Origin of the sequence: Segetibacter sp., from assembly GCF_025963695.1 — a bacterium.
Lineage (GTDB): Bacteria > Bacteroidota > Bacteroidia > Chitinophagales > Chitinophagaceae > Segetibacter.
Map to the genome: position 1 here is coordinate 15,049 of NZ_JAOQAH010000123.1, position 25,484 is coordinate 40,532.

Sequence of the window (25,484 nt, forward strand, 5' to 3'; positions counted from 1 at the left end):
GATTTTTGACATCACCTTAGGTTATCGAATAACAGTGTCTCAAACATATTGATTTATTCGTGTATTTATTGCCTTATTCAATATTATTTTAGTTGCATAAAAGTTATTGCTATTCTTAACCTTTATCAACTAGTTTTTATCTTTTCTTAAGCATAGGACGAGGATGGCGAAATCCGCAAGAAAATTAAAAACACCAGTTCTTGTACATCAGTTTTACATTTGATTTTTATAAAATTTATTCAATATGGAAGTAAGATTTGAAAGCTCTCCGCGAGAAACACAAAGTATGAGCACCGAAGAACTGCGCGATAATTTTCTTATTGAGCATTTGATGGTGGATGATAAAGTGAAGTTGGTGTACTCGCATTACGACAGGGTAATAATTGGGGGAGTAAAACCTGTGACCGAAACTTTGGCCCTGGGAAGTCACCCTGAACTAAAGGCAGAATTTTTTCTGGAGAGAAGAGAATTGGGAATCATAAATGTGGGTGGAAATGGATTGGTTGAAGCAGATGGGGAAATACATCATTTATCGCGACTCGATTGTATCTATATTGGTAAGGGTGTAAAGTCAGTCACCTTTAAGAGCGAAGAAACCCGTACGCCGGCTAATTTTTACTTGCTTTCTGCACCTGCTCATATGACTTATCCTACAAGGAAATTACCTAAAGAGGAAGCTACTCCAACAACTATCGGTGATCCGTCTACCTCAAACCGAAGAACGATTTACAAGTATATTCACGCTGAGGGTATTAAAAGCTGCCAGTTAGTAATGGGCCTCACCGTTCTCGATAGAGGGAGCGTGTGGAACACAATGCCTGGTCATACACACACCCGCAGAATGGAGGCATACTTTTATTTTGATGTAGCTGAAGGGCAAGCCGTGTTTCATTTTATGGGACAGCCACAGCAAACGAGGCATCTTGTACTACAAAACAATACTGCTATTATCTCCCCACCCTGGTCGATCCATTCAGGATGCGGTACAGCGAACTATGGGTTTATCTGGGGCATGGCCGGCGAGAACTATAATTACACGGACATGGATCCCGTAGCTATTGCGAAAATGAGATAAAACAATCAGGATTAGAAATTAGGAATGCTGGCAACATTTTAGAAGCAGGGACACTACACGAATTGGATAGTTGAACAAGCGTTTCCGGTATACAATCTTGTCCTAAGAATTTACCGCAACAAGACGGTAGTGCCTTTTTGAGTGTACTCCCTTCCATCTATACCTACGCCTTTGACCATCCATACCACTGTTTGTGTTGTTTGAGCAACGCTTTTAAAAACGCCATCCCATCCGGGCAGTGCTTGCTTGGTTTCAAACAACAACTGTCCCCACCGATTGTACACTCTAAAAAAATGAAGGTCTTTTAAACCAATCAATATAGGTCGCAGATAATCGTTTCTTCCATCTTTATCAGGAGTAAAGGCAGTAGGTACATAGATTTCTACACTCTTAATTATTTTTACCAATTGGGTATCTACAGTCAGGCAGCCGGTATTTGTGAGAAGTTCGATGGTGTACAATTGTTCCTGGGATCCCTTAAATGTGGGAGTAAAACTCGTGGCAGTATTTAAATTGATTGCAGGTTTCCATAAAACATTTTCGCTGATTTGTCGTGCCCCTAGAGTCAACGGCGAGTTACTGAGGGCATATTCTACCGCATAAGCGGTCGGGGGTTTTGCAATGTCAATTACAATAGGTTGTTTCTTAGTTGTAATACTACAGCCAATATCATTCTTTAGTAATGCATGATAAGTACCGCTCGAACTCACCCTAATTGTGGGTTGTGTAGCTCTTGAAATTGCAAGATCATTTTTAAACCACTGGATACTATTTGCAGGGTTGACATTGAGAATAGCACTATCGTTATTTCCGAAACAATAACTTGCTTTACCTAATAAACGCAAGGAGTCGTTAATTACTGATGCCCGCACTACCACGGTGTCTGTAATGCGACAGCCCCCACCGCTGTTGGTTGTTGTTACAACATAAGCAGTGGTCTTACCAGGAAAAGCCATGGGATTTGCAATTTCTGCATTACTGAGCCCCGTCGCTGGTGTCCAGGCATAATGCAGTCCCGGCCGGGGCGGAATTCCAATAGGAACCGGACTCAGGTTACACGACAGGGTATCAAACCCGGCATTTGCAGTAACTGTTAGCGAGTCTTTTAATTTAGTAAACATGGTATTGGGACAACCATATCCATAATACGGCTCCAGCTTAACGGCAATCGTTGTTCCTGAAACAGGTGGCGGAGACAAAGAAAGTACTTGTTGCGAACCAAGCGGAGTGGTTAATGAGCTGTCGTACCAGGCATAACTGGCATACCCATAAGGAGCAGTCACATTTATTACGGTATCATCGGGGCAATAGGTAGCACCCACAAATCTTCCGCTGCACTCAGAGTTTACATCTATATAGGCGTAACCAAAATGCCTTCTAAAAGTACAGTCAGCTGTTTTAAAAAATAACCGGATAGTTTTACCTGCATTTCCTGATAAATCAATAGAAACGGGAGACCAATCCTTGTACAAAACAGCAGTAGTATCGGTTGAGTTAGAAACCTGGAATCCGGGCAAGGATGTGCCGACAGCGATAAAACTATAAGAAGCACAACTGATGGTAGTATTATCAGTTACATTAGTAATCTCAATTTCCATTCTTGGTTGTTCGAATGTGCGGTGGTTTGGGGACTGAAATACTACGGCATAATTGTACATCAATGTATATGAGTTCTCATTTGCGGGAATGGTAAATTCATATGAAACTCCTTCTGCTTCACCACCTGCTTGCGTACTTCCTAACTTGATGGAGTGTCCGCTACCGTTTGGGCAATTTACAGGGAAGCCGCCAAAGGGGTCAACTTCATTAGAATTAGCATTATATATCGTGTGTTTCCCCGGGATTGGCCCGGACGGAGAAAGCGAGATTTCATTCTGACCTCCAACTGCTGCTGTTCTACCTGAATAGCAAGTCCAACCGTTGAAGGTGCCAGTCTCAAAATCAATATTATAAGGACAAGTTTGGGCTTTTATAACAGATGAAAAGACGATTAAAAAAACATTTAATAACAACAAAGGCTTTGTTTGTAAATAAAGCCGCCTTCTTCCTCGTAACAATTCTATTACAAAATGCACGCTATGAATTTAGTTTTTTAAAGTTAGTATTATTTCAACCTCAGCAAACGAATACAAATTAATTCTTCCAATTTTCCTGGACCACCAACTTTGCGTGTTTTTATTTAACGATCGACACGTCTGTTATTTAAGTTTATACGAATAAATGAAAGCCCTGGTTGGTTATTACAAGGGCCAAAGAAAATAAATTCAAGGTCGATGCTATGTTAGCAAACGAGAAACATTTAGAGTACCGTTGTTAATGCCAGATGGCATTTTTGAAGTAAAGGTTGGCTGTAAGACTACTCTCCTGGGTGGTATTGCTTTTCAATGTGTTTTAACACGTCTTCTTTGTAAAAGAGAACATCTTTGAATTGACCATTTATGTAACCTTTTGCCTGGTCAGTATAATGCTTATTAGCAGGATCAAATGATTGTCCGCCTGTGATAATTGACTTCGCTTTTACTCTTTTGCCAAATTCGACACAGGCGATAAAACTATTTCCTGAAACGCCATAACGTTTATTCAGACCATGCAAACGACGGGAAGCAAATGAAGGCAATGAACCAAACGTGCCTGCAGCAAGGCCAACCGGCATGCTTGGTTTAGCATCATCAAATTTACCGTCAGCAGAACGTTGGTAACGGTTCACTTCTCCCCACGGTGTTTTCCATGTACCAAACCTTTTTTCAATATCTTTTAGCGTTTCAGATAAAAGGCTCATTCTTTCGTCTGAAGTAGTCGCTCCTAATGTCGCTTGTAATTGTTCGACTGCATGAGATGTTTTGTAAGGATTAGCCGCGGCAGGTGCTTTCTGTAAAAAGCGATAACCAAATTCAATGGCAATGGTTGACGCTACAGAAGTGTCAGAAGCGTTTTTACTCCAGCTTTTCAACAGCCCTATTGCTTCAGCTAGTTCATTTTTTAATGGCTGTGATGCACTTAATGCGGCATAATCTTTAAACAGGGCCGGAACCAGGTAATCAAAAGTTGTAAGATGACCATTGTACCCCACCTCATGAATCATTTTATCGATTGTAAAATCTTTTAGGCTACTTAGTAGGCGTGCTGCATTTAGCCCGCGGAAATTTTCCCCATCGGGCGCCATATAAGTGGGATAGTTTTCCTTTTTCGGACTGCTTTTGCCAGAAACCGTAAAAGGGGTAGAATTGCAATTTTGAATAAATCCCGTTGTAGGGTTGTAAATATGAACAATTTCACTCAAGGGATGAACACCTTTCCAATCACTTTCCGATGTACTGCCGTCAACCGGTAAGCTGTAGTCTACATCTTTATTTCTCTTAGGAACATAGTTTCCATGCCAGTACGCAATATTTCCTTTGGTATCCGCAAAGACCGTGTTGTCAGAAGTATTGGACCGCAAATCCATATTCTTTTTAAAATCATCGAATCCTTTCGCTTTTGTGCGAAGCCATGATTGCATTAAAGCGGTAAGTGACCGATTGTTTTCCCTCAGGCTTAACCATTTTCCATCCCTCATTCCCATTACAGGACCATGATTGGTATAATAAGTAATAAATGTTTGTTCTGCAAAACCATCTCCTTTTTTATACCGTATAACCACGGGTTTTGTTTTCACAGGTACCAGCTGGTTATCGTATCGGGTGTATAAGGAGTCGCCTTGCTTTACAATGGTTTCAATATACAGGTCTGCAACATCCGTAGCGCCTGAAGTATGCATCCACCCACAGTATTGATTAAATCCCTGGAAGATAAAAAAGGTACCCCATGTGACGGCTCCGTAAGCATGCAAACCCTCGTCACTTACCATGTGAGACTCGGACCGGAAATAAAATGTAACATGTGGATTTATATAAAGGATTGCATTTTTAGAAGCCGTTTTAGAAGGGGCGACCGCAAAACCATTAGACCCCGTAGGGTCTGCATCATAAAAGGGAATTTTTTTATCGATATAGGAAACAGCGGTATTTGTTGCAGGGTAAAGGTTCTTAAGGTCTTGTGTGCTAATACCTCCATTCTGGGTAGCGGAGATACTACCGTTTGTGCGCAGCAGTGCAAACCAAGGTTCAAAGCGCGTTAAGACTGCCGGTTTTACTTCAGGATGTTTATAGAGATAATAGTTTACTCCATCAGCCGCAGCATCTAATAATTTACGTAACCAATCAGGACTTTTCTTATAATCAGCAATGGCAGCTGCGGTATTATAAATAAGCCGCATTTCAAGGTCGTTGTACAATTGTTCCTCGCCATACACCTCCGACAACCTGCCCAACATCTCAAGGTTATTCTCTTCAACTTTTTTAAAACTCTCTTCGCATTGGGCGTATAACAATCCAAACACTGCATCTGCATCGGTCTTGCCGTACACGTGAGGAATTCCCCACTTGTCACGGATTATTTTTACCTGCCGTGCCTCTGTTTTGTATCGTTCAATCTCTGCGGGGGAAAATGGTTGTGAGATAGCAATGAAGGGAATGAAAAGTAGCGCAAATAGAAATCTCATGTATTTTTTTCGATTGGTCCTTCAAAATAACAGAATTGTTCTCAACTTAATTCTGCAACAAAAAAGGTGCTAGCCAAACTGGTGATACAGGTATCTTACGAAGGTGTAGATCAGCCAGATTACTCCCGCAAACAAAGCCCCAAAAAGTATGAGTACTGGCAGAATTACTTTCCACGCGCCGCCTTTATGGCGGCCTTCTACATAATGCTCCCTCATCAAACGCATGTTCCGGGTATTAGACTTAAACCCTATATCAAATAAGTCACCCACTAAAGGGATAGCTCCTATAATAGTGTCAATCAAAACATTTAAAATCATTCTAGCTAGCACAAAACCGCTTGCTCCGTTTTTTACCATTACAAATAGCATAAACGTTGAGATGCCAAAGGTGGAGAGATCGCCCGCTCCTGGTATCAAACCAATAATTGCATCAAGGCCAAAACGAAAATTTGTTCCGGGTACTTTAAACTGGTTATCCATTAGGCGGGCAAGAAAATCGAGCTGTCTTAATTGAGGATTATTTACAGGAGCTTTGTCGGACATGTAGGTTTTTAATATTTCTGTTACCGTTCAACTAATCAAAAATGCTTCCAACATTTAACGGTAAAAAAGCCGTGGTTGTAGTAAACATGTGGTTGCCTGGCTAATCCTTCCAGAATTATTTCCGTCGTTCATTGCTATTTACTAGGTTTAGTTTGCCATTATCACCCCACCAATATGAAATTTAAACAATTGCTTCTCCCGGCTTTATTGCTGATATACTCTTTACAACTCGTTGCTCAACCGCCCCGGTGGATACTTGTGGCGCCAGGTGTATGGAAAGCATTGATAGGCAAACCTGAGGCTTACAATTTACTTACTGCATCGGGGGCTAAACCATTTGCGGCAGGTTTAGAAAAAATGGGCAGCGTAAGCTTCCCTTTTGACCAGGCTGAGCTTGCAGCTACAATTAGTGATGGTAAAACATCTTTGCGTTTTCCTTTAGACGAAGATGAACAGTTGTACGGCTTTGGTTTACACTTTCAGACCGTTCATCAACGGGGGAAAATTTTGCAATTGCATGTAGACCATTATGGCGGCAAAGACAATGGACGAACTCATGCACCTACACCTTTTTATGTATCATCAAAAGGATATGGTGTTTTTGTTAATTCCGCCCGTTATATAAATGTGTACGCGGGCAGTGGCGTTCGCAAAGACAGTAAAAATGCGCCGACGGAGAAAGACAGAAACACAGATAAAAGCTGGCCTGCTCATCCATACTCCGATGCAGTAGAAATGCTGGTACCTGCAGCCGGAGTAGAAGTGTATATTTTCGCCGGACCTACTGCTTTGGACGCGGTTAGGCGTTTCAATCTTTTTAATGGCGGGGGTGTATTACCTCCCCGCTGGGGTCTTGGGTTTACGCAAAGAGTGAAGTCTTTGTTTACAGATGAAGAGGTCGCTAAAGAAGCTGCTGCTTTCGAAGAGAAAGGTTATCCGCTAGACTTTATTGGATTGGAGCCGGGTTGGCAAAGCAAATCTTATCCCGGCACTTTCGAGTGGGATAAGAATCGCTATCCTGAACCACAGAAGTTCGTGAACCAAATGTTAGCTAAAGGGATTCGTCTAAACCTGTGGATCAACCCGTACGTATCCAGGTCAGCACCTTTTTATAATGCCATTAAACCATACACCGCATCACACACCGTTTGGGTGGGCGAAATTCCTGATTTTAATATTCCCGCTGCAAGAAAAATTTTCTTCGACCAACTGCAAAAAAATCAGGTTGGCATTGGAGTAAGCGGTTATAAGATTGACGAGGTGGATGGTTACGACCATTATCTCTGGCCTGATGTAGCAACCTTTCCTTCCGGAATAACGGCAGAGCAAATGCGCCAGACCTACGCCATGCTGGCTATGCGATATACCATGCCCATGTTTCGCAACCAAAATAAAAGAACATACGGCCTGGTTAGAGCAAATAATGGCAGTGGAGTTTCTTTTCCTTATGTTATTTACAACGATTATTACAATCATGAAGATTTCATTACTGCACTTATAAATAGCGGTACTGCCGGCGTGTTATGGACGCCTGAGGTTAGGGCATCTAAGACAGGTGAAGAATGGTTAAGGCGTTTTCAAACTGTTATTTTTTCACCTATGGCAATGATCAATGCATGGTCAAGCGGCACAAAACCATGGTCATACCCGCAGGTGGCCGAGCAGGTGAAAGAGCTTGCACTCCTGCGTATGCAAATGATGCCGTACTGGTACAGTGAATTTGCCAAATATCACTTCGCAGGAACGCCACCATTTAGAGGAATGCATCTTGAACCTGGCTTTCATGCTGAAGTAAAAAAGGAGGCAGGAAGTAGCAGTCTGGAAGAGAATCCTTACGCAGAGGCTGTCTTAAAAGAAATTAAGGATCAATATATGGCCGGAGAATACCTGCTTGTAGCACCTTTATTTACAGGGCAGAAAACGCGTAAAGTAGTCTTGCCAAAAGGGAAGTGGTACGACTTCTATAGCGGAGAGTATGCAGGCGATGGTGAGGTGCTAACCATTGAACCCGGTCTAAACAAAATACCAGTGTATGCAAAAGACGGGGCAATTATTCCAATGATGAAACCAAGGCTGCACGCACCGAAAGCTGGTGAAAAGGTTGATCTCCTAATTCGCTTTTATGGCACAAAACCTTCACAGTATATGTTGTATGATGATGACGGGGAGACCTTTAATTATGAGAAAGGCGACTACACTTTTCACCAATTGAAGGTCGAAAAAAATAAGGCAGGCTCATTAATCGGAACAATTTCAAATGCACCCGCGGGAAAGCCGAACACGGTTGGAAATGTGACGTGGAAGTTTATGACGGATACCGTAAAATAGTATAAAACCAACAAGACCTTTGCCTATAAATGTTATATTTCCAACTGTTGGTTGTTACAGCAACATCGTTGCATCGCACACTTGTACAAAGCATCCCGCCCCATCTTTTCGCGATGTACTGTAGGGACATTTGTAGGTAGGGGCATTTGTAGGGTAGTAGAAGAGATGGTGAAGGGGCGACCCGATTTAAAGGTGCAGGAGCAGGTAATGTGATGCACAAGACATAAAAAGACTACGATTCGTCATGCGCGTCGTGTTGCCGAAGACGCGCAATGGCATCGGAAAAGCCTCCATTTTATACTACCAACGATGGCCCCGTAAAGCTGGGCTGGAGTTATTCTATTGACGAAATATTCACTTTTATATTAAAACTATCTCAAGTCATCTTCAGCTTTTAGACGGCCTGTTGTTTTATTTCATCCGATTCACTTTTCATACTGCCAGCAATTGTATTTACCGATCTGTTGACAGAGTTTAGACGCTGGAAAGTATTTTTGAGAAACGATTCAGACTATTTCCAGGTTAATTCTTTTTAATGACAAGATTTTTACTTTTTACAATTTTAGGCTTAACCATTTCCTTTCCTTCTCTTGCTCAACAGACCAGGACAATAAGCGGTTCTGTAAGTGATACATCGGGTGTTTTCCTTAATGACGTGTATGTAAAACTGGTTGCAGAAAAAGATAGCGTCACTACAACTACAAATGCTACCGGAGCCTTTCACTTTACAAAGGTTGCCTTTTCTGACTTTACGATAAGTGTAACAAGGATAGGTTATCAAACATTTACCAACAGTTATTCCATTACGGCAAAAGACATTAGCACTTTCAACATTGACCCTATAAAACTTACAACACAGCCCAATCGCCTTACCGATGTAGTGGTGGTTGCCATAAACCCGGTTATAGTTAAAGAAGATACGGTTGAATACAAAGCCAGCGCATTTAAAGTGCGAGAAGGAGCGCCGGTTGAGGATGTTATAAAAAAACTGCCAGGTGTAACCGTTGACAAAGACGGAAAAGTAACGGCACAAGGCAAGCCTGTTGCCAGAATCAGGGTAAATGGGAAAGATTATTTTGGCGGCGATGTACAAACTGCCACACAAAACCTGCCTGCGGATATGATTGAAAACATCCAGATTATAGATGACTATGGAGATAGGGCAAATGTTACAGGTATTAAAGAGGGCGAACCTGAAAAGATTTTAAATATTACTATTCAAAAAGGTAAGAATAAGGGCAACTTTGGTAATGGAACTTTTGGAGCGGGAACACAGGGCAGGTACGTAGCACGGCTATCGGTAAACAACTTTAATGAAGACAGGCAGATTTCTATATTAGGATCAGTAAATAACACCAATGCTAATATATTTAATTTCAATGGTGGCGGAAGGGGCGGAGGAGCGCGGGGAGCAAATTTTGGGGGGTCCGAACGTACAATAGGTGGAGATGGTATTAATAATGTAAGGTCGTTAGGATTAAACTACAGGAATAAATGGGGTAAAAAAATTACATCGTACGGTAGCTACAGTTTTTCGGGAAACAGTAACTTTCTTACAGGCACTTCCTTTCAGCAAGACTTTAATCCTAAAAATATCAGCACCACCGGGCGCACCAGCACTAATAATACAAATAACAGTAATCACAGGGTTACATGGAACCTGGAGTATAATATTGATACGGCAAACTTTCTGAAGATATCTCCCTATTTTTCGTACGGCACTTCTAACAATAGCGGCACGAGTATTTCCGAGATTAGCCGTCAGAAGTATTATACACTGAATAACAGCTTTTACTCTAATCATTCTTCGTCACCAGCTGGGGGTACTGAGTTTTTCTTCAACCATAAATTTAGTAAACGTGGTAGAAACCTCAGCTTAAACGCTAATGTTGATTACTCGGAACGCGGCCAGGAGAGAAACGCAAATAACAATTATCATGACATTGACTCTACAATGCCCAATTACCTGCCAAGGGACAGTAGCAGAATACAGTTCATTGTAAACGAAAGTCGTAATACCTCAACAAATCTGCGCATTTCCTATGCAGAGCCTATCTCAAAATTCACTTCTGTAGAGGTAAGTTATAACAGGAATAATTCAAATACTCAAAGCCTGAAAAATGTAGACGATGTCGATCCGCTTTTTGGTGGCAAGACTAGAAACATAAAGCAGAGTAATGATTACAAGTACGGTTTTACCACCAATCGTTTTGGCATTAGTCTTCGAACCTTTAAACAGAAATATAACTATGTACTTGGTTTTGTTGCTCAGCCTACCAACCTTACTGGTAACGATCTTGGGCGTAAAATAACTACCACAAATCGTAACTTCTACATTATACCAAATGCGCGATTTGTTTACAATTTTGCCCGTAGCAACAACCTGACAATTACTTATGGTGGAGGAAGCCGTGAACCAAACTTTATACAATTACAGCCTATTAGCGACAGTACAAATTTGAGGAATATAGTTATTGGCAACCCAAACCTAAGGGCCGAGTTTACCAACAGGCTGGGCGCTCAATACAATAAGGTGGGTATTTTAACAGGCACTTCTTTTTTTGCAAACCTATCTTTCGACCAATCGCAGAACAGGATAGTTACAGCACGCTTCAACGATCCAAGAGGTACGGGCAGAACAATTACTTATTTAAATACAAACGGCTTTTACGGCTTTAATGGAAACTTTGCTTATACAAAACCGTTTGCGCAACGCAAGTTTTATGCAACCATTAGTACCTCTGCAAGTTTTGATAACAATATTTCCTTTACTGATAATTTTAGAAATAATGGTCAGAATTGGGTTATACGTCCTGGTGCCCGTTTTAGACTTGACCTCGAGGATATAATAGACGTCGACATCAATTCAAACTATAACATAAACAAAACCGTTACTCAATATATAGATACCTCTATCGCAACGGAGGTTAGATCTTTGACGTTTGGATTAAACGGGAAAAATTACTTCTTCAAGAATTGGACGATAGGGTATGACCTTACCAAGATCATCAACACCGGTTATTTAAACACTAAAAATTCCAATCCAACTTTGCTAAACATGTTTGCAGAGCGCAGGTTCCTGAAGAATAACAAAGCAACTATTCGCTTACAAGCCTTTGATCTTTTTAACCAAAATACGGGTATATCAAGAGATGTAAATGGAACCACTGTTACTGACGTACAAAACAACCGACTGGGTAGATACGTGCTTTTGACTTTCAACCTCAGGCTGCAAAAATTTTCAGGAAAGGCCTTGCAGCGTTACCAGGAGAGCAGGGGCGGTAACAATCGTTAACCAAATGAGCTTCCAAATTTCATTAACACATATAACAGGTTGAAGAATATTTTTGATACCAGCCGATCTTTTTATAGCCACATCGTTGCTACGCTCAGTTTAAATTCAGAAAAGACAGCGTCTTTTTTCAGTGTTTGTTGTTCAAAATGTCTTTGCAGCAATTGTGGTTAAAACAGAAGAATAATTAGTAGGTGGGTGTTGGGGCAGAGCTATAAAAAAAATGGCTCCTCCGTAGAAACGGAGCAGCCTCTAACGATTGCTTGCCATATGAAAATCTTAAATATTGTATCTATCAGCTAAAAAGCTTACTAAAAATCTTATTCCTGTAATAACCTTCGATCATTTATTAAATGATATTTTGTTATTATTCTTCAAAAGTAAAGCCTTCTATCAATCGTTCTTGTCTAATAATTGCTCATTTAATTATGGCTAATTACTTCCAAATCTTTTAAAACCCTTGCTGGTAGTGTATTTTATACACATTGCTTTATTATGGCCAAGCTTAAAAAAACCTTTAAAATCTTAGGTAATTAGCTAACATTCGTACCGGTTTTACGGTTACATCTTCTATTTGCCGCTTAATTACTGTGTGCATTTAAATTGTAGCTGTTGGTCAGCAACACTATTTAAATGCACGCCGTTGTGGGCCGCCGCCCATTATTTTATTCATCTGCCACAATTAAGGGTGCGCGCTAATTAAGCCGAATAAAGATTTGCAGTAAAAGTGTGTGACACAACGATGTTGAGGATTTTTTGAATGCTTGTCTAAAAAAAGAATTACAACACATTGTTGTTATAATAACAGTCCCTTAAGAAACATGTAAGCAAAACTGAAATAAATAATCAGGCCGGTAACGTCAACAAGGGTAGCGACAAAAGGTGCAGAAGAAACCGCCGGATCAAAGCCCAGTTTCTTCAAAAGCATGGGAAGCATCGATCCACTCAGTGTTCCCCACAAAACAACTCCGACCAGTGATGAGCCAACGGTAAAAGCTATGGGAGCCCAATGTTCTCCATAAATCGGAATAAACTGTTGCCATATAGAAATTCTTATGAAACCAATTATTCCTAATACAGCCCCAAGCATTATCCCACTTAACAGCTCACGTCTTAATACGCGCCACCATTTCTCAACAGTTATTTCGCCTACAGCCATTGCCTGTATAATAAGTGTTGATGCCTGCGAGCCGCTGTTGCCGCCGCTTGATATAATTAAAGGGATAAAAAGTGCAAGCACCGTTGCTTTTGCTATTTCATCTTCAAAATAACGCATTACAGTAGCGGTAAGCATCTCGCCGATAAACAATACAACCAGCCACCCTACTCTTTTTCTAAAAAGTTTTAGCAACGGCATTTCAAGGTAAGGTTCATCAAGTGCTTCGGTACCTCCCATTTTTTGCATGTCTTCGCTAAACTCTTCCGTTGCTACCCAAAGAATATCGTCGATGGTAATAATACCGAGTAAAACGTTGTTATCGTCAACCACGGGAAGTGCATAGCGATTGTTCATTTTGAAGATCTGGTTGGCGTGCTCCTGATCGTCGTTCGCATTTAACGCAATTACTCTTTCATCCATCAATTCGTTCACCTGGGTGTCGGGAGCTGCCAGTATAAATTCCTTTATCCTCAAGTCATCCATCAACTGCCCCTGGTCATTAATTACATAAATAACATCTATCGTTTCTGTGTTTTTGGCAAATTTTCTGATGATCTGAAAAACCTCCTCAACGGTATTATGTTCGTACACATATACATAATCGGGAGTCATCAACCGGCCAACGCTATCTTCGGGATAACCGAGCAGCGAAAGCGTAATGAGCCTTTCTTCGGGATCGAGCAATTTTATTAAATCTCTTAAAACCTCTTTTGGAAGGTCCTCCAAAAAGTCGGTGCGGTCATCGGCCTGCAGCTCGTTTAGTAACTCGGCAGTTTTGAAGGATGGAAGCTGTGAAACAATACTTTTTTGGGTAGGGAAATCTAAAATTTTAAAGGTGCTGGCAGCACGATGTATGGATAAGTTAGCAATGATCTGAGATTCGTAGTCAGGATTTTCATTTATAAGGTCGGCGACGTCTGCTATATTCTGATCATCTAAAAACTCGCGAATGGCAAGTTTGTCTTCAGTTGTTATCAATTGTTCGAACTGTTCTTGTATGCTTTGCTCTTCAATATTCTCCATAGCCATGGCTGCAAATTAAGTATTTTGGCAGCTCAATTTTTATTACTGTCTTTCAATTTATATAACTTAGCCCGCAAGAAATCAATATGCTTCTACCCAACCTTGTTATTGCACCTTCCCAAAGTCGTGGAAGAGGGGTTTTTACAACTAAAAATATTCCTGCAAATACAGTTATCGAAATTTCTCCTATTATAGAATTGTCTCCTAAGGAGAGAAAGCAGATTGAGGGTACCAAGTTGTTTCACTACATTTTCGAGTGGGGTAAAAGCAAGCGTAAAGCTGCAGTAGCACTTGGTTACGTGTCAATGTACAATCACTCTTTTCAGCCAAACTGCGAATATGAAATGGACTATGAGAGTGGCAACATGACTGTGCGAACTATAAAACCAGTAAGAAAAGGCGAAGAGCTTTGTTTTAGTTACAATGGAGATCCAAATGACCAGTCGCCCCTATGGTTTAAAACGGTATAAATGAGTTGATAGTTGCGAGTTTTGAACCCAAAATCAAGATTAATTTTCTGATCACAGATGCTTCATTACTTCTCTCTGGTTAAGGGGGCGAGATGGTGTTGGCCTGGCAAACATCTTACCCATTCCAAATTTGTTCTTGCATATTCACTTAAAACCCACCCAATTGCTTTTTGTATAAAGCATTTTTTCGGCGAAGCGGGATGTGAAATATAGCTGGAGAGTAATGTGTTATCGGTGTATTTCTTATAGCTTTTTTGAAACAACAAACTGCTTCTTTGGAGGCACATATTTTCTGAGGTATTCCATCTGCCGGTTATACTTCTAATAAATTCTGAAAACATTTTAAAATAACTGCCCGAGCAGTCAGAAACTAATGTGTCAACTGTATCCCACCAACTTTTAGTAATAGTCAGGTAGTGAATAGACACATGTTTTCATTTTTGGGGTAGCAAGCATTCAATTTCAATATAACAGTGTTGCGACGCTCCGTTTTAAATTTTTGTTCTTTGTTCTACTATTCTTACGTGTGTAACTAAGTTGTTTTTAGATAACGATAAAAGAAGGTTTTAATATAAATAACGGCAATTACGTGCAAACAAAAGAGGTTGCCATACGGCAACCTCTTTTGTTAAAAAAAATTATTGTTGCTATGCTTGAGCAGCAGCCAAAGCATTTTTGCGAATAATATTTAGTGCGGCACCGGCCTTAAACCATTCGATCTGTTGTTCGTTGTATGTATGGTTTACAATAATGCTTTCAGAAGTTCCATCAGCATGATGCAATACAAGCGTTAAAGGCGTACCAGGTTCAAAGTGGTTCAATCCTTCTATATCAATTGTATCATCTTCCAGAATTTTTTCATAGTCTTCCTTATGAGCAAAAGTTAAGGCTAACATACCTTGCTTCTTCAGGTTTGTTTCGTGAATACGGGCGAAAGATTTTACCAGAATGGCACGTACACCTAAATGTCGTGGTTCCATAGCAGCATGCTCTCTTGAAGAACCTTCACCATAGTTCTCGTCACCTACCACAATGCTTCCTAAACCTGCAGCCTTATAAGCCCGCGCTGTTGCAGGAACAGGTCCGTATTCTCCTGTCAACTGGTTCTTTACTTTATCAGTGCTGTCATTAAAAAAGTTTAATGCACCAATCAGCATATTGTTTGAAATGTTATCGAGATGGCCGCGAAACTTTAACCACGGACCTGCCATAGAGATATGGTCAGTTGTACATTTTCCACGAGCTTTTATCAAAAGGCGTAAACCTTTGATGTCTGTTCCTTCCCATGCTGCAAATGGTTCTAGTAACTGAAGGCGCTGAGATTCGGGGCTAACTAAAATGTGAACTTGGCTTGGGTCCTCCGCCGGCGCCTGGTAACCTGAGTCTTCTACAGAAAAACCCTTAGGAGGTAACTCGTATCCTTTAGGTTCGTCTAACTTAACCTGCTCTCCGTCTTCGTTTAATAAAGTATCCGTTAGTGGGTTAAAAGTAAGATCACCGGCGAGTGCAAAAGCGGTAACAATTTCCGGAGAGGCAACAAAGGCATGTGTGCCCGGAAAGCTATCATTACGCTTTGCAAAGTTTCGGTTAAAGGAAGTTATGATAGAGTTTTTACGGGTAGGGTCATCAATATGACGAGCCCACTGACCGATACATGGCCCGCACGCATTAGCTAATACAAGTCCACCCATACTGTCATATGCTTTTAACCAGCCATCTTTTTCTACAGTATATCTTACCAGCTCACTGCCTGGAGAAATCGTAAACTCAGCTTTTGCTTTAAGGTTTTTGTCTACAGCCTGTTGAGCTATTGATGCTGACCTGCTAATATCTTCATAGGAGCTGTTAGTGCAAGATCCAATTAAAGCAACTTCCAGCTTTTCAGGCCAGTTGTTCGCTCTTACTGCCTCTGCAAAACGGCTGATAGGCCATGCCAAATCAGGTGTATAGGGTCCGTTTACATGCGGCTCCAGTTCATTTAAATCTATTTCTATTACCTCGTCATAGTATTTTTTAGGAGCAGCAATAACCTGCGGATCAGCACGAAGATGTTCTTTTATACCATCGGCCAGTTCGGCAATATCGGCCCTGTCTGTCGATTTCAGGTATGCGCTCATTCTGTCATCATATCCAAAAATTGAACAGGTAGCACCTACTTCAGCACCCATATTGCAAATAGTTGCTTTACCTGTTGCACTTATAGCGTCAGCACCTTCACCAAAATACTCAACGATGGCACCTGTTCCACCTTTAACGGTAAGAATACCCGCAACTTTGAGAATAATATCTTTAGGAGCGGTCCAGCCACTCATCTTACCGGTAAGTTTAACGCCAATTAGTTTTGGCCATTTAAGCTCCCAGGCCAGTCCTGCCATTACATCGCTCGCATCTGCACCACCTACCCCAATCGCCACCATTCCCAGTCCACCAGCATTAGGCGTGTGACTGTCCGTACCAATCATCATTCCACCCGGGAAGGCATAATTTTCTAAAACTACCTGGTGAATAATACCTGCACCCGGCTTCCAGAAACCCAGGCCGTATTTATTACAAACCGAGGCTAAAAATTCGTATACTTCTCTATTTGTGTTTAATGCTGTATGTAAGTCTTCGGCTGCTCCTGTCTTCGCCTGTATCAGGTGATCGCAGTGAACAGTACTTGGCACAGCGACCTGGGGACGGCCTGCCTGCATAAATTGCAATAATGCCATCTGGGCCGTTGCATCCTGCATGGCAACACGGTCGGGAGCAAAATCTACATAGTGTACCCCACGCTCAAAATTTTCCAGCTTCATATCCGTATGCAAATGTGCAAAGAGTATTTTTTCTGCAAGGGTTAGTGGTCTGCCAACCGCAGTGCGGGCTGCTTCAATTTTGCCGGGCAGTTCTTCGTAGACTTTTCTTATCATTTCTATGTCAAATGCCATGTCTAAAGATGATTTTAAGGTGTGAGAAAAAAGTTTAGCAAAATTACGTCAAAACAGTTCTCAAGCGAAATAGATTTCTGTCTCCAATGATTATTAATTTCTTTAATTTGCATAGCAGTTTCGCAGATGGCAACCCATTAAAAAGTCATGTTATGAAAAGTGTAAGAGAAATAATAGAGTTACATGCTTTTGGTGTTTGTTCAGCAATAGGAGAGAAGATGGGAATTGCATCTACAAGAATTCGCATGTGGTTTATTTATATCTCATTTCTAACTTTTGGCTCCCCTTTAATTATATACATGGTTCTTGCGTTTTGGATTAATATCAAAAATTATATTTACTCCGCCAAAAGAAATCCTTTACGTTATTTGTAGTAAAAATTAGCTGCGGTGGTAAAAATTGAATTTGATCATACTGATTATGCAGAGTTATTAGGTTATTACGCAGAAGTATTTAAAGGGAAAGTAAAGAACAATAAACTTGAATTACCTCCCGATATTGGCAGTGGCTTTATAAAGCTGATTGAACTTCCAAATGGTCTCCAGGGCCTTGTTTCTGATTATACTGTTAACCAGGATTTGCTGCTCACCCGCTCAAAAATTAATAAAGATTATTTTACGCTCCGCTTCGATGAAGTTATTATTCCTGACGCTGTGCCTATTGACACAGGAGAGGCGTCTCTGATGGAAATAAGCCCGGTTCGTTCCGCCGTATTTTTAGGTAGTACTAAATTTGACTGGATGTTTCTTAGCACAAAGGGAACACGGGTTAAGGGGGTAAACATTTTGTTTAGCAAAGATTGGCTGGAACAATTTTTAGAAGTGGAAAGCGTTGGAGATTTGATAAAGAAATATCTCAGCTTAAAAATGAGTGCGTTCAACTACGAGCCGATGGATATGGAGTATAAGCGAATCCTTGCTGAAATAGTTGAAACCAATGTAGATCCTTCTTTTGAAACACTCATTATTCAGAATCGGGTAATGTTGTTGCTCGAAAGGTTTTTTACACGCATTTATTACAAGATGAGTGACATGCATTTTGATGTAAAGCTGAGCAACGAGGATATCAACCGGTTGAAGATGATTGAAAAAGAACTTGTAAAAGATTTTTCTGTCGAGCCTCCGGGAATAACCAAACTAGCCAGGTTGGCTGCAATGAGCCCCAGTAAACTTAAAAATAGTTTTAAAGAGATTTTTGGTTTACCAGTATATCAATATTTTCAGAAACACCGGATGAATAAAGCCAAAGCAATGTTGCTTAGCAGAAAATATTCGGTAAGAGAAGTGGGGATAGAACTCGGCTATAGCAACCTGAGTAATTTTGCAAAGGCTTTCAAAAAGTCGTTTGATCAGTTGCCAAGCGATCTTTTAGACAGGTAAAAGCGGAAGTGATATCATAAATCTGTTAGAATATAGCACCGGTGTTGAATTGGTGAGAAGTTGCACATAACAAGCTGCGAAATGGTTTGCAGATGAAGTGATTGCGACGCAACGATGAAGCCACATTCTCTAATGTTGGTACCCGTAAATAATTTTTAAACAGGCTATTAAAAGAATAGTTTCACCACTAGTAAAAAATCCTATATGCAATTGGAAAAACCAGACTTTGTTGAGTTATTGCATTTGCTTGCCCCCGACTTTAAAGCCAAGGTTACAAATAACCAGGTTGCAGTGCATGCGCAGGTGGGTAAGGGCTACTGCTGGGCCGAAAAACTTCCATCGGGTATAACCGTTTTAGTTTCAGATACGTGCTTAAGAGAAAGTGTGGTAGTAGAAAGACCTGAGGGAGAGGAGCATTTTTTTACTTTGCAGTTTAACGAAGAGGCCGCCGACGAAACAGATCTCGCGGTAAAACCCAAACGTAACGTAGAAGAGTTTGAGTCGTTCGTAAAACTCAGTCATACCCTTTTACCTGAGACTTTTATATTTCCAAAAACCAAGCGCTTACGGTCCGTAAAATTTTTCTTTAATAAAGAGCATTTGTCAACTTTAGTAGGCAAACAAGCTTTTGAAGAGGTGCTAAGTCAATATTTTCCTGTTGAAATGAATTCGAAAAACCTGGAGCCCATTGCTACCGAGTACCGCGTAATGCTTGACGATTTGTGGACTGATAGAATGAGCCAGCCGCTTAGGCTGAATTACATACAGAACAGGGTGTTGTTATTGTTGGAAAAGTACATTGTGAAGTTGTATGAAAGGAGAGATCTGAAAGGAAAAAAAGTAAAACGAAGCGAAGATGAAACTTTGCGATTGATGAAAGTGGAAGCCCTGCTGGTGAAAAATTTTGCTGTTGCTCCTCCCACTATTGATGAGCTTTCGCGAATATCAGCAATGAGTCCAACAAAACTTAAAAACGACTTCAAAGCCCTATACCGTTTGCCGATATACGAATATTATCAAAAAAATAGAATGTTGAAGGCTAAGTCTTTATTGGTACTTGCCAAATACACGATTAAGGAAGTAGGTATTATGGTTGGCTATTCTAATCTTAGTCATTTTGCCAATACTTTTAAAAAAGAATTTGGTTTTCTGCCGAGTGAGATTGCAGCAAAAGATGGGGTGCTGGTGTATAGTAAATAGTGGGTACCGTTACGTTGTTTTGAGGGCAGCTATTAATAAATTTTAAAATACCGGCAGTTGTTTTTTTAAGCCACATGGTTGCGTCGCAATCACTTCATCAGCAAACCATTTTCAAGCTTTTTTTAACACTCAAATAAGGCTACATCGTTTTATTCGGGTTGATATACAATTTTGACAACAGCGTTTTTTTGTTCGGTTGAAGTTACAAACAACTCGTACCGTTGAGAGCCGGCGGTTACAATCATCAACGCAGTATTTGGAGGGATGGAACCAAGATTTTCCGCTACCATAACAAATTCATGGGCAGCATTGTTTTCATCAGCTTTTATAGTGAAACCAATTGGCTTGTCTGTAAGCGTTTTGTTAGAAACGATTAGCTGATTATTATGATACACTGTAATTCGGTCGCCATCAACTTCTCCGTTATCGTATAAATCTATCTTAAACTCTTTAGCGTGTGTGGTAATTGTTTTTACAATCTCATTCTCCCTGCTTTTTAGTATTTCAGGCCTTGGAAGGGTTTTAATTGCAGGTGGCTTTATTGTTTGAACGGGTTGTTCTTTTTTAGGTACGACCACAGTTTCAGGCGCTGGAGGAAGCGGTTTTCTTTCGGGTTTTGTTATCAGGTTTTGCTCAGCACCCGGCTTCAGCATAGGCTTCTTAGGAAGCGTATTTTTTGCAATTGGCTTATTCGAAGTTGCAGGTTTGTTTATAACAGGTTTTGCTTTTTTCTTCAGCTCATTTTCTCTTTTAGTAACAAAATCTTCTTTAAAAAAGTCACTTGTCAGCTTTTTTTCCAGGTATACTTTGCCGCTGCCACAATCGCCCTTGTCATTTGTATTACGACTTGAATAAGTTCCGGTAAGTGTTTCAAGTTCGCCCATCCTGTTATATTCCAGATAGCAGGTCATTAAGCAAGGCTCACTTTTCTCAGTAATTTTCAGGTCAACTAACTTCAGCTCGTTCAAGATGATGTTGTTGGTCTTTATTGTATTAATACCTTTTGCCTCTGCCTTTCCATAAAATACAGTTGTTTTATAGGAGTAAGTAACACCATTTAGCGCATTGTTCGGCAACTGTGCAAGTTGCACTTCAAACCGGTAGCGGTCCTCGGCAAATCCAAAACTGTTCGAAATAAAATAACCTTTCCAAATGCCGGTGATATTTTTAGAATTGCTTTCAGGAGCAGGATCAGCAACGCCCGAGTTCAATTTACCCTTATTATCATTTACGCTTTCCTGGTTATTGCTGTTTGAAATTGTTCCTTTTTTGGGCAGATAACTACTCTTACTTTTTTGACTTAAACCAGGCTTCCGGGTACTCCTATTTTGAGCAACTGATAAGTTTAAAGTAAGTAGTAAAATGGAAAACAGAGTAAAAATTATCTTCATAAAACAAATGTAATCTGCAATCAGCAATAAGGGTACAAAGAACAGTTAAGGTTTTTTTGTCTGAAGAAATGAATTTCGTTTGCGAAAAAAACTGGGAGATGTAGTTTTTAAGGTGTGTCAAAAACCTGCATTCTGGTAGGTATTTCAGATTTCACCAATTTACTTTCCCATCCTTTTGATTTCAGAATATTGTATATGTTGTTGTGCTTCCACGGCTCCATATAGGGATGGGTGACGATGGAGAAATCAAGGTTATGAAGATTTTGAAGGGAAAGCTCGAAGAACGAGTAAGTTTTATTGTTGCTGTTTTGTACAGCCAGAAACCGGAACTCTTCCTCATGTTTGTAGCTAAGGTCTTTTAAAAAACCTTTGAAACGGTGACCTGCATTTTTTAAGCTTGAATCCTTAGGGTCAAAAGGGGAAATTTTAAAATACTCGACCTTTCCATGAACCATTAAATTAAAATCCGGATTGTCGAAATTTCTGCAAGACTCTATTATTGTTTTACACAGTCGCTCGGGATTAAATTTTAGCGCAACACTGTCTTTATTAGAATAAGTATCCCACATTGCCAAAGACTCGCGCACACCCAGGTACCAGCAGCTTGCAAAATAGGTTTTTTGAATTTCCTCGAGGTTACTTTTAAACCGTTCTTTTACCTCGTGCTTTTCTTCCTTTAGCTGTTCTTTACTTTTTTTCGACAATCCTTCTTCTTTTTCTTTCCGATGGTCTAAAGCATCCAAAAACTCTTTATCGTGAAGATGCTTTTCTGCTATTCCTTCCAGCGGATCAAAAAAACTATTGAGTGGAGAAAAGAAAATGTTTTCTGAATTTAGAAAATAAATGAGGCGGTGAAGGTCCATGTAACGCCATAAAAACTGATCGTTCTGAAAGCTGTATTCTTTGTTTCTTTCAATTTGCATAAGTTATGTATACTCCCCGAAAACCTCACGCAATACATCTGATATCTCTCCAAGGGTACAACAGTTCTCAACTGCGTTTATAACCAAAGGCATTAGATTTCTTCCATCTTTGGCAGCTGTTGAAATTTCTGCAAGGCATTGTTCAGCTACTTGTTGGGTCCTTCGGGCTTTTATATTTTTTAATTTTTCGGTTTGAATTGCCCTTATGCTATCATCAATTTTAAAGCCACTTGTATTATTTGTTTCTTTTATATGAAACTTGTTAACCCCAACAATTATTTTCTCTCCCGTTTCAATATTACGTTGATATTCGTACGCACTTTTGGCTATCTCATCCTGTATAAATCCCTGTTCAATTGCCGCAACACTACCTCCCATTGCATCTATTTTCTCAATCAGTTCCCACGCCTTTTGTTCCACTTCGCTTGTGAGACTCTCTACAAAATAAGAACCTGCCAATGGATCTGCGGTGTCTGCAATCCCACTCTCAAAACCTACTATTTGTTGTGTTCTCAAAGCTGTTCGTGCAGCCTCTTCGGTTGGAAGATTTAGGGCTTCATCATAGCCATTGGTATGCAAACTTTGTGTGCCACCTAAAACAGCTGCCATTGTTTGTATAGTTACACGGCTGATATTATTTAAAGGCTGTTGTGCTGTTAACGTACTTCCACCAGTTTGTGTATGAAAACGTAGCATCATGGCTTTAGAATCTGTTGCTCCCAACTCTTTCATCATTACCGCCCACATTCTTCTCGCTGCCCTGAATTTAGCTACTTCTTCGAACAGATTGTTGTGAGCATTGAAGAAAAAAGACAGCCTTTTGCCAAAGCTGTTAATATCCATACCCTTTGCAAGAGCGGCTTTTACATAGGCTTTTCCATTACTTAGTGTAAAAGCTATTTCCTGTACTGCCGTACTGCCGGCTTCGCGAATGTGGTACCCTGAGATAGAAATGGTGTTCCACTTTGGTAATTCTTTGCCACACCACTCAAAAATATCGGTAATTATTCGCATGCTAGGCTTAGGAGGATAGATATAAGTTCCTCTTGCAGCGTATTCTTTTAAAATGTCGTTTTGTATCGTTCCCGTAATCTTGCAAAGATCTGCACCTTGCCTTTTGGCTAATGCAACATAAAAAGCCAGGAGAATAAAACCTGTGGCATTAATGGTCATTGAAGTGCTCACATCTTCCAGTTTGATATTATCAAACAAAATTTCCATGTCTTCTAAAGTATCGATAGCAACACCCACCTTTCCAACTTCACCTTCCGATAAAGGATGATCACTGTCATAACCAATTTGTGTAGGTAAATCAAATGCAACACTTAATCCGTTAACTCCCTGCGAAAGCAGATAATGGTAGCGCTTATTGCTTTCTTCTGCAGTTGAAAACCCGGCATATTGCCGCATTGTCCACAGTCGTCCCCGGTACATGTCTGGCTGAACCCCGCGGGTGTAGGGAAAAGAACCGGGATTTTCGGACGGAAGGGGATTTTTGGGAGGATAATAAACAGGATTTATTTCAATACCGCTGTCAGTAAATTTTGGAGTCATTAGAACGGGAATTATGGGATTTAGCAGAAATAACCGAGATTTTGGGAGTTCTTGAATTAATGGGAATATCTTGATTTCGGCGTTCTATCCAGGATTATATTTCTTATTTAATAATCGTTTGTGTTGTAAAGATTTTGCCCCGAATTAAAAAGTAAACCGAAAGTATTGTTATCGGCTGAGTACAAACAATATTTACATCTAATCCAAAAAATCCAGCAATCCGGTTCTACAGCAGTTTCTTCGCCTCATAACTCAACACCTCACTAACCACTTCATGAAGCTGTCCTTTTTTATCGGTCATCAGGTATTCAAGTAGCAATTTATTTAGGTCAAGGCCGGTGGCATTCGGAGGTAGTGCGCTGGCAAGTTGGTTAATCACCAACATATTTTGTTCCTTTAAATTCTTCAAAGCATTCCACGCGTCGGCAGAAACATAAATCTGTTGGGTAATGTTATAGTCAAATTCTTCTTTTACACCCCTGGTAAGTAGCATTTGCATTTCCCTTGCACTCACTCCATTTTGATTTACCCTGCTTATCAGGTTCGGCAGCGCAATTCTGTCAACAAGCAATGTCAATCTTTCATACGCCTGTAAACGCATTGCTCTTGTTGCCGAGTCCATATTTTCTCCATCTTCTGATTTTGGACTTTTCTTTTTGTCCTTCATTAGCACAAAAGCAACAAGTATTCCTATCAGCAATACAATCATTGTTATCAAAATTGCAGTTGAATTCTCCATTAGGTGTCTTTTGGCAAAAATACAGTAAAGGCAGTCTTTTTAGTAACTGCTATAATAGTTAACGTTTTCCTGCATTCGAAAATGGAACGAATGGTCACAAATTTGATTATTAGTATTTTTGTAAAAAAGAAATTATGCAAACAGCAATTGATACACCGGTTACTTTAACAGCAGGAGCTGTAGCAGAACTGAGGAAGCTGATAAACGACCCGGGATTTGACAATAGTCAATACTTAAGAGTGGGAGTAAAGGGGGGCGGCTGTAGTGGAATGACTTATGTCTTAGGTTTTGATCAAAAGCAGGATAACGATGATGAATTTGAAATAGAAGGCATTCGTTGCGTCATGTCTCGTTCTCACGAGATCTACCTGCAGGGGATGGAAGTTGATTTCCAGGGCGGATTAAATAGTCGCGGTTTCACTTTCAGCAATCCCAACGCAAGCAAGACCTGCGGTTGCGGAACCTCGTTTGCGGTGTAAAACCGGGATTAAACGGATTAGTTGAGTTGGAAGATGAATTTAAAGGATAGGGGATTTTGCCCATTATTCATAAAATAAGAAAAGCAGACTTTTGGGTCTGCTTTTCTTATTTTGCTAACATTTGTTATTTGTGAATCTCCGGTTGTGTCACTCCCTTGTACTGCATTTTTGTATAGCAGCTTTTTTCAAAGCGCGTAATCAACTTTACTTCCTTCTTTCTCCGTCAACTAATCTCCAAATGCCTAAGGGATTATCATCTTTTAACTCTGCAGGTAATAAGCTTTGAGGAAAATTCTGGTAACAAACGGGGCGGGTAAAACGATGAATCGCCAGGCTGCCTACCGATGTTGTTCTGCTATCAGTTGTTGCCGGAAACGGACCCCCATGAACCATGGAGTGACATACTTCAACACCTGTGGGATATCCATTTAGTAATAGCCTGCCGACCTTCTGTTCCAAAAT

The 25,484-nt window shown here is 40.4% G+C and carries 18 protein-coding genes and 1 pseudogene; 8 read left to right on the forward strand and 11 right to left on the reverse strand.

Going from position 1 to position 25,484, the window contains the following annotated elements; genetic code table 11:
• The first annotated feature begins 244 nt into the window (after positions 1-244).
• Positions 245-1,075 (forward strand): 5-dehydro-4-deoxy-D-glucuronate isomerase, encoded by an 831-nt coding sequence (kduI, locus tag JWR87_RS20125; RefSeq protein ID WP_297823688.1) that lies wholly within the window; start codon positions 245-247, stop codon positions 1,073-1,075.
• Between the two features lie 110 nt (positions 1,076-1,185).
• Here kduI and JWR87_RS20130 read toward each other — a convergent pair whose 3' ends face one another.
• The 3 genes from JWR87_RS20130 to JWR87_RS20140 form a co-directional block, all read right to left on the reverse strand.
• Positions 1,186-3,150 carry a gliding motility-associated C-terminal domain-containing protein gene (locus JWR87_RS20130; protein ID WP_297823690.1) on the reverse strand — a complete coding sequence of 655 codons (1,965 nt, stop codon included), beginning with the start codon at positions 3,148-3,150 and terminating at the stop codon, positions 1,186-1,188.
• 281 nt (positions 3,151-3,431) lie between these two features.
• Positions 3,432-5,615 carry a penicillin acylase family protein gene (locus JWR87_RS20135; RefSeq protein WP_297823692.1) on the reverse strand — a complete coding sequence of 728 codons (2,184 nt, stop codon included), beginning with the start codon at positions 5,613-5,615 and terminating at the stop codon, positions 3,432-3,434.
• A 69-nt stretch (positions 5,616-5,684) separates the two neighbouring features.
• Positions 5,685-6,158 carry a DUF4112 domain-containing protein gene (locus tag JWR87_RS20140; protein WP_297823694.1) on the reverse strand — a complete coding sequence of 158 codons (474 nt, stop codon included), beginning with the start codon at positions 6,156-6,158 and terminating at the stop codon, positions 5,685-5,687.
• A 174-nt stretch (positions 6,159-6,332) separates the two neighbouring features.
• On the opposite strand from JWR87_RS20140, the gene JWR87_RS20145 reads away from it, so the two are divergent.
• Positions 6,333-8,486 (forward strand): TIM-barrel domain-containing protein, encoded by a 2,154-nt coding sequence (locus JWR87_RS20145; RefSeq protein WP_297823696.1) that lies wholly within the window; start codon positions 6,333-6,335, stop codon positions 8,484-8,486.
• A 535-nt stretch (positions 8,487-9,021) separates the two neighbouring features.
• On the forward strand, positions 9,022-11,781 hold the full coding sequence (locus JWR87_RS20150; RefSeq protein WP_297823698.1) for a TonB-dependent receptor: 2,760 nt from the start codon (positions 9,022-9,024) through the stop codon (positions 11,779-11,781).
• A 793-nt stretch (positions 11,782-12,574) separates the two neighbouring features.
• On the opposite strand, the gene mgtE is transcribed toward JWR87_RS20150, so the two are convergent.
• Positions 12,575-13,960, reverse strand: a complete 1,386-nt coding sequence (gene mgtE / locus JWR87_RS20155; protein ID WP_297823700.1) for a magnesium transporter — start codon at positions 13,958-13,960, stop codon at positions 12,575-12,577.
• Between the two features lie 86 nt (positions 13,961-14,046).
• On the opposite strand from mgtE, the gene JWR87_RS20160 reads away from it, so the two are divergent.
• The gene (locus tag JWR87_RS20160) at positions 14,047-14,430 is read left to right on the forward strand and encodes an SET domain-containing protein (RefSeq protein WP_297823702.1); all 384 of its coding nucleotides are present in this window, start codon (positions 14,047-14,049) and stop codon (positions 14,428-14,430) included.
• A gap of 65 nt (positions 14,431-14,495) precedes the next feature.
• Here the strand turns inward: JWR87_RS20160 and JWR87_RS20345 are convergent, their stop codons facing one another.
• Positions 14,496-14,858, reverse strand: coding sequence for a DNA alkylation repair protein (locus JWR87_RS20345; protein ID WP_366091093.1), 363 nt, complete (start codon positions 14,856-14,858; stop codon positions 14,496-14,498).
• Positions 14,859-15,077: 219 nt separating this feature from the next.
• Entirely contained in the window at positions 15,078-17,357 is a 2,280-nt protein-coding gene (locus tag JWR87_RS20165; RefSeq protein ID WP_297823703.1) for an aconitate hydratase, read from the reverse strand.
• A 152-nt stretch (positions 17,358-17,509) separates the two neighbouring features.
• On the opposite strand from JWR87_RS20165, the gene JWR87_RS20170 reads away from it, so the two are divergent.
• The 3 genes from JWR87_RS20170 to JWR87_RS20180 all read left to right on the forward strand — a co-directional run bounded on the left by JWR87_RS20170 (position 17,510) and on the right by JWR87_RS20180 (position 19,936).
• Complete coding sequence (locus JWR87_RS20170; protein ID WP_297823705.1) at positions 17,510-17,731, forward strand: PspC domain-containing protein; 222 nt, start codon at positions 17,510-17,512, stop codon at positions 17,729-17,731.
• 15 nt (positions 17,732-17,746) lie between these two features.
• Complete coding sequence (locus JWR87_RS20175) at positions 17,747-18,736, forward strand: AraC family transcriptional regulator (RefSeq protein WP_297823706.1); 990 nt, start codon at positions 17,747-17,749, stop codon at positions 18,734-18,736.
• Positions 18,737-18,940: 204 nt separating this feature from the next.
• A complete protein-coding gene (locus JWR87_RS20180; protein ID WP_297823708.1) occupies positions 18,941-19,936 on the forward strand; it encodes an AraC family transcriptional regulator in 996 nt (331 codons plus the stop codon).
• Between the two features lie 149 nt (positions 19,937-20,085).
• Here JWR87_RS20180 and JWR87_RS20185 read toward each other — a convergent pair whose 3' ends face one another.
• From JWR87_RS20185 to JWR87_RS20200, 4 genes are all read right to left on the reverse strand, one after another.
• On the reverse strand, positions 20,086-21,327 hold the full coding sequence (locus tag JWR87_RS20185) for a hypothetical protein (protein ID WP_297823711.1): 1,242 nt from the start codon (positions 21,325-21,327) through the stop codon (positions 20,086-20,088).
• Positions 21,328-21,434: 107 nt separating this feature from the next.
• Entirely contained in the window at positions 21,435-22,250 is an 816-nt protein-coding gene (locus tag JWR87_RS20190; protein WP_297823713.1) for a hypothetical protein, read from the reverse strand.
• 3 nt (positions 22,251-22,253) lie between these two features.
• Positions 22,254-23,804: a methylmalonyl-CoA mutase family protein gene (locus JWR87_RS20195; protein ID WP_297823714.1), complete on the reverse strand. Its 1,551-nt coding sequence runs from the start codon at positions 23,802-23,804 to the stop codon at positions 22,254-22,256.
• A gap of 226 nt (positions 23,805-24,030) precedes the next feature.
• A complete protein-coding gene (locus JWR87_RS20200; RefSeq protein WP_297823716.1) occupies positions 24,031-24,543 on the reverse strand; it encodes a hypothetical protein in 513 nt (170 codons plus the stop codon).
• Positions 24,544-24,677: 134 nt separating this feature from the next.
• Between JWR87_RS20200 and JWR87_RS20205 the strand changes: the two genes are divergently transcribed.
• On the forward strand, positions 24,678-25,022 hold the full coding sequence (locus JWR87_RS20205; protein ID WP_297823718.1) for an iron-sulfur cluster assembly accessory protein: 345 nt from the start codon (positions 24,678-24,680) through the stop codon (positions 25,020-25,022).
• A 204-nt stretch (positions 25,023-25,226) separates the two neighbouring features.
• Here JWR87_RS20205 and JWR87_RS20210 read toward each other — a convergent pair.
• Positions 25,227-25,484: pseudogene (locus JWR87_RS20210) on the reverse strand (aldehyde dehydrogenase (NADP(+))); the annotation flags it as partial.